This window comes from Arachnia propionica, assembly GCF_003859805.1.
Taxonomy (GTDB): Bacteria; Actinomycetota; Actinomycetes; order Propionibacteriales; family Propionibacteriaceae; genus Arachnia; species Arachnia propionica_C.
In genome coordinates this window covers 22,506-36,823 of sequence record NZ_RQZG01000005.1, presented here as the reverse complement: position 1 = coordinate 36,823, position 14,318 = coordinate 22,506, and the positions used below count along the sequence as shown (strand labels likewise).

The 14,318-nt window shown below is 68.6% G+C and carries 14 protein-coding genes and 2 tRNA genes; 6 read left to right on the top strand and 10 right to left on the bottom strand.

Features of this window, described 5'->3' with window-relative positions; translation table 11 throughout:
- Nucleotides 1–2: 2 nt before the first annotated feature.
- The 4 genes from ettA to EII34_RS05580 are packed head-to-tail and all read right to left on the bottom strand — an operon-like array spanning nt 3 to nt 6,377.
- On the bottom strand, nt 3–1,685 hold the full coding sequence (gene ettA / locus EII34_RS05595) for an energy-dependent translational throttle protein EttA (RefSeq protein ID WP_124843786.1): 1,683 nt from the start codon (nt 1,683–1,685) through the stop codon (nt 3–5).
- Nucleotides 1,685–3,322, bottom strand: a complete 1,638-nt coding sequence (locus tag EII34_RS05590) for a GTPase (RefSeq protein ID WP_124843784.1) — start codon at nt 3,320–3,322, stop codon at nt 1,685–1,687. Before EII34_RS05590 ends, ettA begins: the two co-directional genes overlap by 1 nt.
- The gene (locus EII34_RS05585) at nt 3,322–5,043 is read right to left on the bottom strand and encodes a GTPase family protein (protein WP_124843782.1); all 1,722 of its coding nucleotides are present in this window, start codon (nt 5,041–5,043) and stop codon (nt 3,322–3,324) included. Before EII34_RS05585 ends, EII34_RS05590 begins: the two co-directional genes overlap by 1 nt.
- Nucleotides 5,040–6,377: a PrsW family intramembrane metalloprotease gene (locus EII34_RS05580; RefSeq protein WP_124843780.1), complete on the bottom strand. Its 1,338-nt coding sequence runs from the start codon at nt 6,375–6,377 to the stop codon at nt 5,040–5,042. The genes EII34_RS05585 and EII34_RS05580 overlap by 4 nt, the downstream gene beginning before the upstream one ends.
- Before the next feature lie 74 nt (nt 6,378–6,451).
- On the opposite strand from EII34_RS05580, the gene EII34_RS05575 reads away from it, so the two are divergent.
- The gene (locus EII34_RS05575; RefSeq protein ID WP_124843778.1) at nt 6,452–7,108 is read left to right on the top strand and encodes a DUF6891 domain-containing protein; all 657 of its coding nucleotides are present in this window, start codon (nt 6,452–6,454) and stop codon (nt 7,106–7,108) included.
- Nucleotides 7,109–7,115: 7 nt separating this feature from the next.
- Here EII34_RS05575 and EII34_RS05570 read toward each other — a convergent pair.
- Nucleotides 7,116–7,191: transfer RNA gene (locus EII34_RS05570), tRNA-Arg, on the bottom strand.
- A gap of 71 nt (nt 7,192–7,262) precedes the next feature.
- Here EII34_RS05570 and orn point away from each other — a divergent pair.
- Both orn and EII34_RS05560 read left to right on the top strand, forming a co-directional pair.
- A complete protein-coding gene (gene orn / locus EII34_RS05565) occupies nt 7,263–7,883 on the top strand; it encodes an oligoribonuclease (protein WP_124843776.1) in 621 nt (206 codons plus the stop codon).
- 299 nt (nt 7,884–8,182) lie between these two features.
- A complete protein-coding gene (locus EII34_RS05560) occupies nt 8,183–8,503 on the top strand; it encodes a hypothetical protein (protein ID WP_124843774.1) in 321 nt (106 codons plus the stop codon).
- A 6-nt stretch (nt 8,504–8,509) separates the two neighbouring features.
- On the opposite strand, the gene EII34_RS05555 is transcribed toward EII34_RS05560, so the two are convergent.
- Nucleotides 8,510–9,811: an amidase family protein gene (locus EII34_RS05555; RefSeq protein WP_185711196.1), complete on the bottom strand. Its 1,302-nt coding sequence runs from the start codon at nt 9,809–9,811 to the stop codon at nt 8,510–8,512.
- An 85-nt stretch (nt 9,812–9,896) separates the two neighbouring features.
- On the opposite strand from EII34_RS05555, the gene EII34_RS05550 reads away from it, so the two are divergent.
- Nucleotides 9,897–9,972: transfer RNA gene (locus tag EII34_RS05550), tRNA-His, on the top strand.
- A 121-nt stretch (nt 9,973–10,093) separates the two neighbouring features.
- Entirely contained in the window at nt 10,094–10,993 is a 900-nt protein-coding gene (locus EII34_RS05545) for an NAD(P)H-binding protein (RefSeq protein WP_124843770.1), read from the top strand.
- A gap of 5 nt (nt 10,994–10,998) precedes the next feature.
- Here EII34_RS05545 and EII34_RS05540 read toward each other — a convergent pair whose 3' ends face one another.
- The 3 genes from EII34_RS05540 to EII34_RS05530 all read right to left on the bottom strand — a co-directional run bounded on the left by EII34_RS05540 (nt 10,999) and on the right by EII34_RS05530 (nt 12,544).
- The gene (locus EII34_RS05540) at nt 10,999–11,241 is read right to left on the bottom strand and encodes a PIN domain-containing protein (protein ID WP_124843768.1); all 243 of its coding nucleotides are present in this window, start codon (nt 11,239–11,241) and stop codon (nt 10,999–11,001) included.
- Between the two features lie 255 nt (nt 11,242–11,496).
- On the bottom strand, nt 11,497–11,781 hold the full coding sequence (locus EII34_RS05535; RefSeq protein ID WP_124843766.1) for a hypothetical protein: 285 nt from the start codon (nt 11,779–11,781) through the stop codon (nt 11,497–11,499).
- Between the two features lie 232 nt (nt 11,782–12,013).
- Nucleotides 12,014–12,544, bottom strand: a complete 531-nt coding sequence (locus tag EII34_RS05530) for a YceI family protein (RefSeq protein ID WP_124843764.1) — start codon at nt 12,542–12,544, stop codon at nt 12,014–12,016.
- A gap of 99 nt (nt 12,545–12,643) precedes the next feature.
- Between EII34_RS05530 and EII34_RS05525 the strand changes: the two genes are divergently transcribed.
- Nucleotides 12,644–13,663 (top strand): zinc-binding dehydrogenase, encoded by a 1,020-nt coding sequence (locus EII34_RS05525; RefSeq protein ID WP_124843762.1) that lies wholly within the window; start codon nt 12,644–12,646, stop codon nt 13,661–13,663.
- A 58-nt stretch (nt 13,664–13,721) separates the two neighbouring features.
- Here EII34_RS05525 and EII34_RS05520 read toward each other — a convergent pair whose 3' ends face one another.
- Nucleotides 13,722–14,264, bottom strand: a complete 543-nt coding sequence (locus EII34_RS05520; RefSeq protein WP_260425058.1) for an NADPH-dependent FMN reductase — start codon at nt 14,262–14,264, stop codon at nt 13,722–13,724.
- Nucleotides 14,265–14,318: the final 54 nt, after the last annotated feature.

Here is a 14,318-nt window from a genome sequence, read left to right as displayed (position 1 = left end):
GCTCACCGGGTCAGGCGGCGGTGCTTCGAGGCGTGCGGGCGCGCGGCCTCGGCCCCGAGCCGCTCCACCTTGTTCACCTCGTAGTCGGCGAAGTTGCCCTCGAACCAGAACCAGCGCGGGGTGCCGTCGGCATCCTCACCCTCCCAGGCGAGCATGTGGGTGGCCACCCGGTCCAGGAACCAGCGGTCGTGGGAGATCACCACGGCGCAGCCGGGGAAGTCCAGCAGGGCGTCCTCCAGGCTGGACAGGGTCTCCACGTCCAGGTCGTTGGTGGGCTCGTCGAGCAGCAGCACGTTGCCGCCCTGCTTGAGGGTGAGTGCCAGGTTGAGACGGTTGCGTTCCCCACCGGAGAGCACCCCGGCCTTCTTCTGCTGGTCCGGCCCCTTGAAACCGAAGGAGGCGACGTAGGCGCGGGACGGCATCTCGAAGTTGCCGACCTTGATGTGGTCCAGCCCGTCGGAGACGACCTGCCACACGTTGTCCTCGGCGTTGATGCCGGAGCGGTTCTGGTCGACGTAGCTGAAGCTGACCGTCTCACCGATCTTGACACTGCCTGAATCCGGCTCCTCGAGCCCGGTGATGGTCTTGAACAAGGTGGTCTTGCCCACACCGTTGGGCCCGATGATGCCGACGATGCCGGCGCGGGGCAGGGAGAAGGAGAGATCCTTGATGAGAACCCGGTCACCGAACCCCTTGGTGAGGTTGTCCACCTCCAGCACCACCGACCCCAGGCGCGGCCCGGCAGGGATGTTGATCTCCGCGGTGTCGATCTTGCGGAACCGCTCGGCCTCGGCCGCGAGCTCCTCGTAGCGCTGGAGTCGGGCCTTGTTCTTGGCCTGGCGCGCCTTCGGCGAGGAACGCACCCACTCGAGTTCCTTCTCCAGGATCTTCGCGCGCTTGGCGTCCTTCTTGCCCTCGATCTGGAGGCGTGCCCGCTTGGTCTCGAGATAGGTGGAGTAGTTGCCCTCGTAGGGGTGCAGCTTGCCGCGGTCCACCTCACAGATCCACTCGGCGACGTTGTCGAGGAAGTAGCGGTCGTGGGTGACGGCCAGCACCGCACCGGGGTAGGACTTCAGGTGACCCTCCAACCAGTTGACCGATTCGGCGTCGAGGTGGTTGGTGGGCTCGTCGAGCAGAAGCAGGTCGGGCTGCTGCAGCAGCAGCTTGCACAGCGCCACACGACGACGCTCACCGCCCGAGAGCACGTCCACGACCGTGTCCGGGGGTGGGCACTGGAGCGCGTCCATCGCCTGCTCCAGCCGGGCGTCGAGGTCCCAGGCGTTGTGGGTGTCGAGTTCGGTCTGCAGCTCCCCCATCTCCGCCATGAGGGCGTCGAAGTCGGCATCGGGCTCGGCCATCTCCATGCCGATCTCGTCGAAGCGCTTCATCTTCGCCTTGAGATCGGCCACGGCCTCCTCGACGTTCTCCTGCACGGTCCTGCCCTCGGTCAGTGGCGGCTCCTGCAGCAGGATTCCGACGCTTGCCCCCTTGGCCAGGGCCGCATCGCCGTTGTTGGGCTGCTCCAGCCCGGCCATCACCTTGAGCAGGGTGGACTTGCCCGCCCCGTTCGGCCCGACGACGCCGATCTTCGCCCCGGGGAAGAACGCCAGGGTGACATCGTCGAGGATGACCTTCTCGCCCGCCGTCTTGCGGACCTTCTGCATGGTGTAGATGAACTCGGCCACTAGCTTCCCTTCGACTTGACCGTGGGCAAGTATGCCAGCTTCGCCCCCATGTCCCGGAGCAGCCCTCGGGCGTCCGCCAGCCGTTGCACCTCCGCCGCCAGCGGGTCCACCACGTGCTGTGCGGCGACCTGGTGGATGGCCTTGTCGAGGCGACGGCGGGCGCGTCGTTCCGCCGCCTTGGCCCCGAGCCGGACGAAGAACTGCCCGAGGACCCCGAGCAGCATCCCGGCGCACAACCCGCCGAGTGACAGCAGGGTCGGGGTCGGTATCCGGAGGCCTCCCTCCGGTCCGAGCGGTGCGGTCGGCAACGGTGGCAGCCCGAAGTAGGTCAGCGCCAGGTTGAGCGTCAACCAGCCGAGACCGAGCACCACCGAGACGATGAGCAGCCACTGGAGGCCCCGGAACAGCTGCCACCAGACGGGGGTGCCCTCGGTACCGAGGTCGGTGCGGACCACTGCCTGGTCGAGGAGGTCCGGGAGCTGTTCCATGCGGCTGTGCACGGCGCGATGCACCGCCCGGGCCCAGCCGGGTGACATCCCCTGGGCCACCTCATCGGCCAGAGCCCGGAGTCCGGTGCGCAGTTGGGCCTGCGCGACGGCTCCTCGGCTCGGCAGGGAACTGCGCACGGTCACGGGCTCCGGGGTCGCCCCCTCCTGACCACCCCCGATGCGCAGCCGCTTCAGGGGATCAGGGCGAAGCCGCCTGAGCCAGGAGACCATCGGCCACCCGGTGGCGAGTGCACCCCTGTGGATCATGCCCTGCCTGACCGCCAGGGTGGCCTCAGGAACCCCTGCGGCAGTCGCGAGGACGGCCTCCATCGCGGTGACGGCCCGTGGGGGCACCGCCCCTGCCTCGCCCCGGCAGGCATCCTCGAATCCCGCGACGACGTGATCGACATCGGCCCCCAGCCGGGCGTGGGCAGCGCTCTTGCGGGCCGCGATCCCGGCCAGGTCACGTCTCAGCTCGACGATCCCGAGTCCGGTCAGGGTGGAGGTCGCGCGCAGGGGAACCCCGCCCAGGCCGTCCTCGTCCAGGAGCCGCCTCAGGTCGGTCAGGCACTCGTCGAGGGCCTCCGGGGTCAGTCGGTCCGCCTTGTTGAGCACCACGCTCACCACGTCACGATGACCGGCCAGGGGGCGCAGGTAGCCCGCGTGGACCGCATCATCGGCATACTTCTGCGGGTCGAGCACCCACACGAACTGGTCGACGAGATGGGCCAGCCGGTCCACCTCCTCCCGGTGGGCGGTGACGACCGAGTCATGGTCCGGCAGGTCCAGCAGCACCACCTGGGCGAGCCCGGTCTCGGGTGCCGCGACCTCGTGACGACGGGTGATCCGGAGCCAGTCCAGCAGCTCCGGGTTGGAGGCACCGACACTGATGGCCAAGGTCGTCGACGTGGTGGGACGACGTACCCCGACCGTCGTGACCTGCGTGCCCGCCAGGGCGTTGGTGAGCGAGGACTTGCCGGATCCGGTGGCCCCGGCGAGGGCCACGACGGTCTGCTCCCCGAGCCGCAGTCGTTGGTCCGCGCGCCGGGTGATCTCGACGGCCCGTGTGGTGAGTTCCGTCGGCACCCGGTGCTCGGTGAGCCGGACCAGCTCCTCGAGGAGCTCGAGTCGTCGCCGCAGCGTGGACATCAGAATCCCTCGGGTCGGGTGAGCGAGTCGAAGGCGTCCCCGCTGGCCGTCCTGAGGGCGTCGGCCACCTCGGTGAGCTGCCCGGGCAGGGACTCATCGAATCCCAGGGCGGCAAGCCGTTCCTCGAAACGGGCGAGCTGGGCACTGAGCAGGCTGTCGATGCGGAAGTCCAGTTCCCGTTTCGCCCGGGCCGCGAGGCGACGCACCGCGTCGTCGCCGAAGATCCCCTCCAGCAGTCGCTGCGCCACCAGCGAGGTACCTCCGGCGATGCCGACCTCGGCGGTGGTGAGTCCACCGGTGGTGGCGAAGACGAGGATGATGAGGGCCGCTCCGAGCGCATTGGTGCCGAGCGCCAGGAACCGCGCGCGACGCCGCTTGCCCGTGCCCTCGTTCTCGACGAGGCTGAGCACGTCGCTCTGCCAGGAGCGGACCAGCCACGCCACCTCGTCGGCGAATCCGGGCTCGGGACGGGAGAGGTCGCTGGGGCGGGTGGCCAGCACCTGCCCCCATGGGGTGCGGGTCCAGGCGAGGGCGGCCTGCTCGGTGGCAGCGGTGGCGTGTTCGAGGATGAGGGCGGCCAGTCCGTCGGTGATGGCCCCCTGGACCTCCTCGGCCTTCCGCGACCCGGTGAACCAACCGGTGATGCGGTCCCGAACCGCCGCGATGCGTTGCTCGATGCCCCGCATGAACTCTCCGGTGCCGACGAGGTCCTGCCAGCGGCTGAGCACCTCGCCCCGCAGCATCGTCCCGTCGGAGGTGGCATGACCGATCAGTGAGGCGGCCTCGCGGAACTCCTGGGCGGCTGCCTCGCGCAGGTCCGAGAGGGCCTCCTGCTGTCTGGTCGCCGCCCCGACCAGTCCGCGAAGCTGTGGATCGAGGTGCCGCAGTGCCCCGCCGAGGGTCTGGACGGCGACGGCGTGGCGACGCCCCCGTTTGGCGGTGAGGTGTCCCAACCACTGCCGGAGGGGGGCCACGAGTTCGGGGGGCAGGAGACCGGTGGCGGGTTCATCCTGCTCCGGGACGGTGAAGACCTGCTGCGCCCTGAGTCCTCTGGCGAGCAGCATCTCGTTCAGGTGGGTGGTGAGTTCGTGGGCCGCCTCGGGGGGACAGCGGTTGAGCACCACGCTGACCACGGCATCACGTTCGGCCGCCTGCTGGAGGAGTTCCCAGGCCACCGCGTCGGCGTAGCGGGCCGCGGTGGTGACGAACACCCACAGGTCGGCCGCCCCCAGGAGTTGACGGGAGAGGCGGCGGTTCTCGTCGTCGACCGAGTCGATGTCCGGCGCGTCCAGCAGGGCGAGCCCGGCGGGGAGCTGCTCGGTGGCGACGATCTGCAGCGCCCGCGAGTCGGTCAGTGGTTCGTCGGTGCGGACCAGCCCGGGCAGGACCGGCCCGGTGCGGAACCAGTCCCGATCCAGGGGGTGGCAGATCAGGGTCGGTGAGGTGGTGGTGGGCCGACGGACCCCGGCACGGGTGACCACCGATCCGAGGAGGGTGTTGACCAGGGTGGACTTGCCGGCCCCTGTGGAACCACCGACCACGGCCAGCAGGGGGGCGTCGAGGCGCTGGGCGCGGGGCAGCAGGTAGTCCACGACCTGGTGCTGCAGGGAGGAGACGATGCCGCGCTGCTCGGTGACTCCTTCGAGCGGCAGGGGCAACGTCGTCGTGTCGAGGACCGTGGACAGATGCTGCAACGCCCCGGCAAGTTCCGTACCGCTCACGAGTACCATCCCTGCTGCGGGTGGACGGGCACCGGGGGTGTGGGACGGCGGCGTCGTCGCGGCGGGATCACCGCGAGGCCGAGGGTCTCGGTCAGGGCCTTCGGCCGCAGTGACTCGATCTGGTGGACCAGTTCGTGACACCTGTCGTCCGCTCCCGGCCCGACGGTGCCACGGGTGACCTGGGCCCGGGTGTGTGCCAGTTCCGTGACCAACCGGATGAACCGGGCGGTGTGCCACCACGTCCGTGGTCCCCTGAACAGTGCCGCGGTGAGCAGTTTGATCCGCCGCAGGGGGCTGGAGATCACCACCACGTCACGCTCCTGCAGCCATCCGACCCGGTGGAGATCCGTGAGGCGTCGCCGGATCAGACGGGTCTCCGCGACGACGCTGAAGATGAGGTACAGGATCAGCACCCCCACCAGGGCCAGGGCCATGAACCACTGCGTCCGGAGGGCATCGACGGGGTTGAGGCTCGCGACCCCGTTGAACAGCATGTGCCCACCCGCCGCCAGGAGGAACCCGCCCAGTGGCGCGGTGACCCGCACCCACTTGCTGCGGGCCCCGAGGGCGACGGCGAGCCCCAGCGCGGTCATCATCGTGAACAGCGGGTGTCCGAAGGAGGTGTAGACCCCGCGGAGCATGACCATGCTCATCACGGCCTCCTGGGGGTCCTCCACCTCGATGGTGTTCATCGCGTACACGATGACGCGGCCGTAGTAGATGATGTTCTCGACGAAGGCGAACCCGATGGCCGAGAGCCCGGCCAGGGTGACGATGCTGAGCTGGGAGACGATCCGGGTGCGGTAGAGGATGACCAGCAGGAACAGCACCGTGGCCTTGCTGGCCTCCTCGATGAACGGGGCGATGAAGATGGCGGGGCGGGTTCCGGCGTCGGCATCGGCCTGGGTGGTCTGCATCATCTCACCGGCCCAGGAGTTGACGTGGATGCTGATCCACGTCGATGCGCAGGCACCCCACGCGAAGGTCAGCAGCCAGGTGAGGGGACGTTGCAACCGGAAGCGGTCGAGCCACACGAACAGCAGGAAGTACGCCAGGGCGGTCCACATCGCCCAGAACGCCGCGATGCGGATCGCCTCGTTGTTCAGGCCGAGTGCGACGGTCCCGTCGGGGAAGGTCCGATCTGGGTGCAGCATCATGTACTGGCTGGCGAGGCAGTAGCAGTAGAACGGCACCAGGACGAGCGTGAGCCACAGCATGGGGCTGCGCAGCAGTCGTTTCCACCAGGGGCGGGGAGTCGCCGGGGGCAGCCCGGACAGCCACCGTCGCCGATCGGCCAGCGCGAGGTCCTTGGTATCGGATGCACCTGTGGTCATGATGCCCACCAGCCTACTGGGCGCCCCGGCCAACGACGACGGCGTTCACCAACCCGGTCCGCTACCGTGGCGTCATGAGCCAGGTCACGCCACTGCCGTCGGGGTTGACGCTGCCCCCGGCGTGGCGTGGCCGCCTGGACACCACCGGGGTCGAGGAGGCACTGGATCAGATCCGGCTGGCCTGGGGTTGGATCGTCTCCGGTCAGACGGAGGTCGATGTCCTGACGAGGTGTCTGCGGATGGGATCGTGGGCGAGCCGATTCGGAACGCATGCCGACCGCGACCTCGTGGCCCACCTGCTCACCTTCCGATGTCATCAGCTGGCCACGGCGTCCGCGGATCTGGACCGGCCCCGGCTGGACGAGGCCTTCGCGGAGCTGCGCCGTCGCGGGGTGGTCGCTCTGGTGGACTTCTTCTGCTGTGGGTACTGCCTTGGATCGGTCACCGGGTACGAGCACCCCGCACTGGACCAGGTGGCCTCGCCCCCTCAGGGTTTTCTGTTCCTGCAGGAGTCACGACCCTCCGCTCCCCCTGGGCGGCAGGCAGTGCTGGTCAACTGCGGGGTGCTGGGCGGTGGCTGTGACCAGCCCCCGGGAGGATCCGGCACCGACCCGGCCGCCGGATCGCTCATCGACGAGGTGGTGGCGCCAACCCTTGTCGCACACGGTTTCACCCTCAGCCCTCGGGGGCGACACCAGGTGATCAGGGATGCGGCCTGGGGTCCGGACTGAGCCATCGTGGCGCCCCAGGCAGGACTCGAACCTGCGCACGACAGATTAGAAGGCTGTTGCTCTATCCACTGAGCTACTGGGGCCGTGACTCCCACGAGTGTAACGCCAGATCGTCCGGTGGGTGTCCTGGCCCCGATGTCACTAGGCTGTGTCCGTGAGCGATGAACTGGTGTGGATCGACTGTGAGATGACCGGCCTGGACCTGTCCAGGGATGCCCTGGTCGAGGTGGCGGTGCTCGTCACCGACGGTGAGCTGAACGTGCTGGGCGAGGGCGTCGACGTGCTCATCAAGCCCACGGATGAGGCCCTGGCCGGGATGACCGATGTCGTGCGGGAGATGCACACCGCCTCGGGGCTGCTCGACGACCTCGCCTCCGGCACCACCCTCGAGGAGGCCACCCGGATCGCACTCGACTACGTCCGCGAGTACGTGCCCGCAGCCCGCAAGGCCCCGCTGGCCGGGAACACCATCGGCACGGATCGCGCCTTCCTGGCCCGCGACATGCCGGAGCTGGAGGCGTGGGTGCACTACCGCAACGTCGATGTCTCCTCGTTCAAGGAGCTGGCTCGTCGCTGGTACCCGAGGGTGTTCTTCCAGGCCCCGAAGAAGCAGGGCAACCACCGGGCCCTGGCCGACATCCAGGAGTCCATCGAGGAGTTGCGCTACTACCGGGAGGCGATGTTCGTGGCCGCCCCCGGCCCGACGACGGCGCAGGCCAAGCTCGTCGCGGCGAAGCATCGGGGCAGCGTCACCGGCCTTCCCATCCCGACCTGAGCGAGCACGAATCGCCGGCAAAAGTCGCTGGCACGTCACCACACGACGGCGAACCGTCCTCCCTCCGCAATTCCTGCCCGCCCTTCCCCCACCAGACCCACCCAGGCACGAATCGCCAACGAAAAGCGCTGCGCCGTCACCCGCCGACGTGTCAGCGTTTTTCGTCGGCGGTTCGTGCTCACACTCGACGTCCGCACGCCTGACACCTGACACCCGGCCCCGACCCCGAGAAATAGTTGAGGAATAAACCTTCTGGGCCTCGCGTTGTACTCCACGACACGAGACGAAGGAGGCCCATCATGGGATACGAGCGCCTGATGAACGCGAGGAACCACATCGACAGCCGTCGGTTCCGCGAGGCCATCGTCGAGCTCCAGGCCATCCTGGATGTCGAGCGGCGACCCAGCGAGATCGAGGAGACCAAGGAGCTGCTGGCCCTGGCGAACTACAAGGCCGCCTACCTGCCGAAGGCCGAGCGGCTGGCCCGGGAGCTGATCGAGACCAACCCCACCAACACCTACGCCCACACCATCCTGGTGCGCTCCCTGGAGCGGCAGTCCCGCAAGGAGGAAGCCGCGCAGGCGAGGACCCTGGCCCAGGCCCTGGGCGCGGAGGTGTAAGGAGGCTCAGCCGAGCAGCCTGGCCACCTCCAGCACCAGGTCATCACCGCCACGCGGACCGATGACCTGGACCGCCAGCGGCAACCCCGTCGTCGTCCTGCCCACCGGTACGGCGACGGCGGGAAGCCCCGCCAGGTTCCAGTACGACGTGTAGGCGATGACCGGCGAGGACAGCAGATGGGCGCGGAGATAACCCATCTCGTGCACCCTGCGGATGGGATGGGGCGGCGTCGGCGTGACGGGGGTGAGCAGCACGTCGAAGACACCGAACGCCCGGTCAACCGCCTCCTCGATGCGACGAACGCGGCGCTGCGACCACTCGAACACGGCCTCGGGAATGAGACTCCCCAGAGCTGCGACCCGCCGGGAACGCCGCTCCACCCGCTCGGGGTGCTCGAGGGCCGCCACCTCGTCGCGGACGGCACAGTGATACTGCACGAGGAAGGGCAGCACCGGGTTCAGCCAGCGCAACGAGCCGTGCTGCACGTCGTGGCCGAGCCCCTGGAGCCGACGCGCGGCCCCGGCGACGGCGTCGGCGATCTCCGGCGAGGGCCGAAGCCCGGGCATCGGCGCCCCCAGGGTCCAACCGACGGTGAGGGTCGACGGCCCCTCGCGTCGCACCGCACTCGGGGCGAGGACCCTGAGAGCCGTCGCCACGTCGTCGACCTCACGGGCGAGCGGCCCATAGCTCCCCAGGTCGTGCCACAGGTGGGGCTGCGGGGCGGTGGTGACCCTGCCGCGCGTGGGCTTCAGCCCGACGATCCCGGTCCAGGCGGCAGGAATCCTGATGGAACCGCCCGCGTCGCCACCCAGCGCCAGCGGCACCATCCGGGAGGCGACGGCTGCGGCAGAGCCCCCGGAGGAGCCACCCGGGGAGCGGGTGGGGTCGTGGGGATTGCGGGTGAAGCCCCACTCCCCCGTCGTGAAGGCCGTCTGCCCGAACTCCGGCATGTGGGTCTTGCCGACGATGACGGCCCCGGCTGCGCGCAGTCGCGTCACGACCTCGGAGTCGGCGGCCGCCGGGCTGGAGTTGCCGCGCCCGCCAAAGGTGGTGACCATCCCGGCGACGTCGATCTCCTCCTTGACGGCGACGGGCACCCCGAACAGTGGCAGCCGGGCCGCGACGAGGGAGGGCAGCAGGTCGAGGGCGCGGGCATCGTCGAGGGCCTGCGGGTTGAGGGCCGAGAAGGCGTTCACCCCCTGGTCGCGCTCCTCGATGCGGGCCAACACCCGCAGCAGGTGGTCGGCCACCCGACCGGGGGTCAGGCTGCGGGCGAGCTCCACCGCGCCGACGTCGAGCAGATCCATGCCCGCATCCTCCCACACCACGTCGATTTCATGTGAGGCGGCCGAATACGCTATCGTTGCCCAGTCGCCACTTCGATGGCGCATGGTGGGTATAGCTCAGCTGGTAGAGCACCTGGTTGTGGTCCAGGATGTCGCGGGTTCGAGTCCCGTTACTCACCCCAGTCGGACCGGTTTGAACCTTCCAGGACAAGGCACAGCCTGGCCCTTTGTCGTACGTGGACAGCCTCGCTCAGCCACCGACCACCGGCACTGCACCACATCGCCAGTGGGAAGGACGGATCCATGGCTCAGACGGTTCTCCTCGCCGGGGCGACGGGCTACCTGGGGCGATTCATCGCCGCCGAGCTGCATCGGCGTGGCCTGAAGGTGCGCGCAGTCGTGCGGGACCATCAGCGAGCCCTCAGGCCGGGACCATGGGACTCACCTTCCATCGACGGCTTCGTCGACGACTGGGCTGTCGGTGAGGTCACGAATCCTTCTTTCATCGCCGATGTTGCTCGAGGAACGGACTGCGTCATCTCGGCCCTGGGAGTCACCAGGCAGAAGACCGATCCCTGGGACATCGACCACCGGGCGAACCTCGCCATCCTCCGCTCCGCGGAGCGGCACGGAGCCAAGGCGTTCTGCTACGTCAACGTCCTGGGAGGAGACGCATGTCCGGCGCAGCTGACCCGAGCGAAGACGGCCTTCGTCAAGGACTTGACGATATCCGCCATCCCCAGCCAGATCGTCAACCCACCCGGCTACTTCTCCGACATGATGCAGATCCTGAGGATGGCCCGGAGGGGGCGGGTCCTCATCGTGCGGCCCGAGGTCCGGATCAACCCTGTCCACGGGGCCGATCTCGCGGCGTACTGCGTTGACCGTCTCACCTCCGGCGCAGCTGGAACGTGGAACGTCGGGGGCCCAGAGGTGTTCACGTGGCAGGGCCTCGCCGAGTGTGCTTTCCAGGCGCTTGGCCGCCCTGTGAGGATCACCAGGCTGGCACCTTGGCTCATGACAGCCGCACCTTCGCTTCTTGGCATCCTCAGCCCCAGGAAAGCCGATGCGATGCGGTTCGTGTCGTGGAGCATGCTGCACGACTGCGTCGGCGAACCAACAGGTACCCACACACTCCTCGACTTCTTCAAGCGACACGCCTCAGGATTCGAGGAGAACGCCCGCCGCAGGAGGTCGGCCTGATCGGGTCAGGTGTCAGGAGTCATCACCCGCGGGTTCACGCTCAGTCCCCGTGCCTGATGTCCTCTCACGACGTGGCGTGAATCGATGAGAGTCCCTGCACCACCAGGGTCGTCGCCCTCGGGGTCGAACACAACGAACCCGAGGGCGACCGCAGCCCTGGCCATCTGCGCATCGTGGGTGACGATCGTGACGTGGGCGGCTCCCAGACGCAACGCCGAGGCGACGTGCACCGAGTCGGCCCTCCCCAACACCGGCTCCAAGGCGATGGCTTCGTCGATGAGGTCATCGGTCCGGCGATCAGAGCGAACTCATCCAGGTATTCACGGGCGACATCCGTCGTCATCCCAGCGTTCTTGACGACCCGCAGCACCTCCAGTTCGGGCATCCTCGACCCGACGAACCTGTCACCGGCCGCATGGGCGGCCTCGAACCACTCCCGCGCCGCGACCGAGCTGTCAGCGATGACACGCAGCAACACCGAGGAGCCGACGAGCCAGGTGCACTCAGCAGAACTCATCGAACCGGCTCCGTTCGGAGTCGAGCACAGCGCCGAGGTCCGTCTCGGTGGCCACGGTCGGGAAGCGTCGATTCGAGCGCGGGGCCGCACTGCGGGGAGGTCTGGCGAGACCGGTGGCCATGAGTTCATCGAGCGGGTCCCCGGAGGGCTCGACCCGGGTGATGCGGTAGGCAGCACGTCCGCCGCGCAACACGATCGCCTCGCCATGGTCCGCCAGCCGGGTTGCCCGGGAGGGATTCTGGTTCAGCTCAGTCAGTGTGATCGACCTCACGCGTCGAATTCCAGCATTTCATCCTACTTTGAAGGCCGATCCTTTCGACGTGCCACCTCCTGAGGACGAACAGTCCCGGCAACCCGTGCAGCGAGCACGAGCTGGCAGGCCGTTTGCCCCTGAGACGTTTCACAAAGGTGCCGCAAGAACAGAACAGCGATTCGTGTCCGGCCAAGGTCAAGGTCCGGGGCGGCAGGAGCCCGGTGCGGACTGATCCGTCCGCACGACCGCGTCACAGGGAGACGGTCACCTCGACGCTGATGTCGTCGCCGAGCCGGAGCGCCCCCATCATGGCGCTGTAGGGTTTGATGCCGAAACGCGACTGGGCGATCATCCCGGTCAGACGGTAGGTCCCCTGAGGGGTCCGGCTCACGTCGAACCGCTGGGGCCGGGTCACGTCGCGGATCGTCAATTCCCCGTCGAGCAGCCCCGCCTCCCAGGTACCGCTCACCCCCGTGGAGACGAAGCTCACCTCGGGATGGGTTCGCGAGTCCAGGATCTTCTCGGCGTTCTTCTCGATCTTGCGCAACCCTTCCTCGGTGAGCGGGGAGGCACCCCCGTGCCCGTCGAGTGCACGCAGCGACGTGAGGTTCGCCGACGCCCGCAGGCTGCAGCTCATCGGCTCCTCCCCCAGCTCAAGGGTCGCGGTCCAGTCCTGGACCAGGATCCTCAGGGCATGTCCCATCCTGGCCATCGGCCCCTCGCTGGTGGTCCCCAGCAGCAACTCACCGTCCGTCGGGCCAAGGTCACGGATTCCGGTCATGCCCTCATCGTGTCATGACCACCCCGCTTTGCCCCAGCCGCCCCGCCTGTAGAGTCGAGGGCAGTGGAACCACCTGCCAACCACTGCGAGGAAACCAACATGCGCGCTGTGATCATGCAAGCACCCGGCGACGTGGTCGTCGCCGATGTGGAACGCCCCACCGTCAAGGAACCGACCGATGCCGTCATCGAACTGGCCGCCGCCTGCATCTGCGGCTCCGACCTGTGGCCCTACCGTGGGTACGACCCGGTCGAGAACCGGCCCATGGGGCACGAGTACGTCGGCACCGTGGTCGAGGTGGGAGAGGAGGTGAGCAATGTCGCCCCGGGTGACTTCGTCGTCGGCTCCTTCTGCCTGTCGGACAACACCTGCGAGATCTGCACCTCCGGCTACCCCTCCCGCTGCGTGGCCGGTGGTTTCGCCAGCGGCACCCAGGCCGAGTTCGTGCGGATCCCGCTCGCCGACGGGACCCTGGTGCAGGTCCCCGGGGGCCGACCGGAGTCCGACGAGGTGCTCGCGGACCTGCTCGCCGCCTCCGACGTGCTCGGCACGGGATGGTTCGGGGCCCTCGCCGCCGAGGTCGGCCCGGGCAAGAGCGTCGTGGTGGTCGGCGACGGAGCGGTCGGCCTCCTGGCCGTCCTGGCCTCCGCCCAGCTCGGGGCGGACCGCATCATCGCGATGTCACGGCATCCGGAGCGTCAGGCGCTGGCCCGCGAGTTCGGGGCCACCGACATCATCGCGGAACGGGGCGACGAGGGGGTGGCGAAGGTCCTGGAACTGACCGACGGCCTGGGCGCCCACAGCGTCGTCGAGGCCGTGGGCACCCAGCAGTCGATGGAGCAGGCCATCGGGTCCTGCCGTCCGGGTGGCCACGTCGGTTTCGTCGGCGTGTCGCACGATGTGAACCTTCCCGGGTCGCTGCTGTTCGGCAAGCAGGTGCACCTGCTCGGTGGCCCGGCCCCGGTGCGACGCATCCTGCCCGATCTCATCGAGCGGATCCTGGAGCGACGGATCGCCCCGGGCAAGGTGTTCGACCTGCACCTCCCGCTGGCCGAGGCGGCAGAGGGCTATCGCGCGATGGATGAACGCCGGGCGATCAAGGTGCTGCTCCGCCCCTGACCCCGCGAGGACATGACAGGAGGGCCGATGGGTGTCCATCGGCCCTCGTGGCGTGTGGTCAGCCCTTGAGCTGCGCGACGGTGGCGGTGAGCTCCTGGTAGAGCCCCGCCAGGTCCTTGTTCTTCTGGTCCGAGGCCTGCACCTTGCCGTCCGCGATGTCGCGGAAGATGGACAGGGAGACCTGGGAACGGATCGTGAACTGGTTGAAGTTGGCCAGCACGAGACGCAGCTGCTCGACAGCCCTCGTGCCACCGTCAGCGCCGACCCCGACGAAGGCCGAGGCCTTCCCCCACAGCTCGCTGCCCAGCCAGTCGATCGCGTTCTTCAGCCCACCCGGGACCCCGTGGTTGTACTCGGGGACGACGAAGACGAAACCGTCGCAGTCGTTGACCGCATCCGCCCAGGCCTGGATCGCCTCGCTCGGGTACTGCCTGCCCGCAGCCATGGGGTGCTTCTCCCAGTCGAACAGCGGCAGCACGTGCTCGGTGAGCGGGAGGTGAACCACCTCGACGCCCTCGGGCGCGTGGTCCAGCACCCAACGGGTCACGACCGACGTGTTGCTTCCAGGCCGAGTGGCCCCCTCGATGACGCCAATCCTCATGACGCTCCTTTCCATCAACGGCCATGGTAGACGGCTGGTCAACTGCTCCTCCGA

Bases quoted from the DNA above. Each gene is read 5' to 3' on its own strand.
- EII34_RS05590 (WP_124843784.1), bottom strand. From the start codon at position 3,322: ATGTCCACGCTGCGGCGACGACTCGAGCTCCTCGAGGAGCTGGTCCGG.
- EII34_RS05545 (WP_124843770.1), top strand. From the start codon at position 10,094: ATGGCTCAGACGGTTCTCCTCGCCGGGGCGACGGGCTACCTGGGGCGA.
- EII34_RS05525 (WP_124843762.1), top strand. From the start codon at position 12,644: ATGCGCGCTGTGATCATGCAAGCACCCGGCGACGTGGTCGTCGCCGAT.
- EII34_RS05555 (WP_185711196.1), bottom strand. From the start codon at position 9,811: ATGGATCTGCTCGACGTCGGCGCGGTGGAGCTCGCCCGCAGCCTGACC.
- EII34_RS05575 (WP_124843778.1), top strand. From the start codon at position 6,452: ATGAGCCAGGTCACGCCACTGCCGTCGGGGTTGACGCTGCCCCCGGCG.
- EII34_RS05560 (WP_124843774.1), top strand. From the start codon at position 8,183: ATGGGATACGAGCGCCTGATGAACGCGAGGAACCACATCGACAGCCGT.
- EII34_RS05530 (WP_124843764.1), bottom strand. From the start codon at position 12,544: ATGACCGGAATCCGTGACCTTGGCCCGACGGACGGTGAGTTGCTGCTG.
- EII34_RS05520 (WP_260425058.1), bottom strand. From the start codon at position 14,264: ATGAGGATTGGCGTCATCGAGGGGGCCACTCGGCCTGGAAGCAACACG.
- EII34_RS05580 (WP_124843780.1), bottom strand. From the start codon at position 6,377: ATGACCACAGGTGCATCCGATACCAAGGACCTCGCGCTGGCCGATCGG.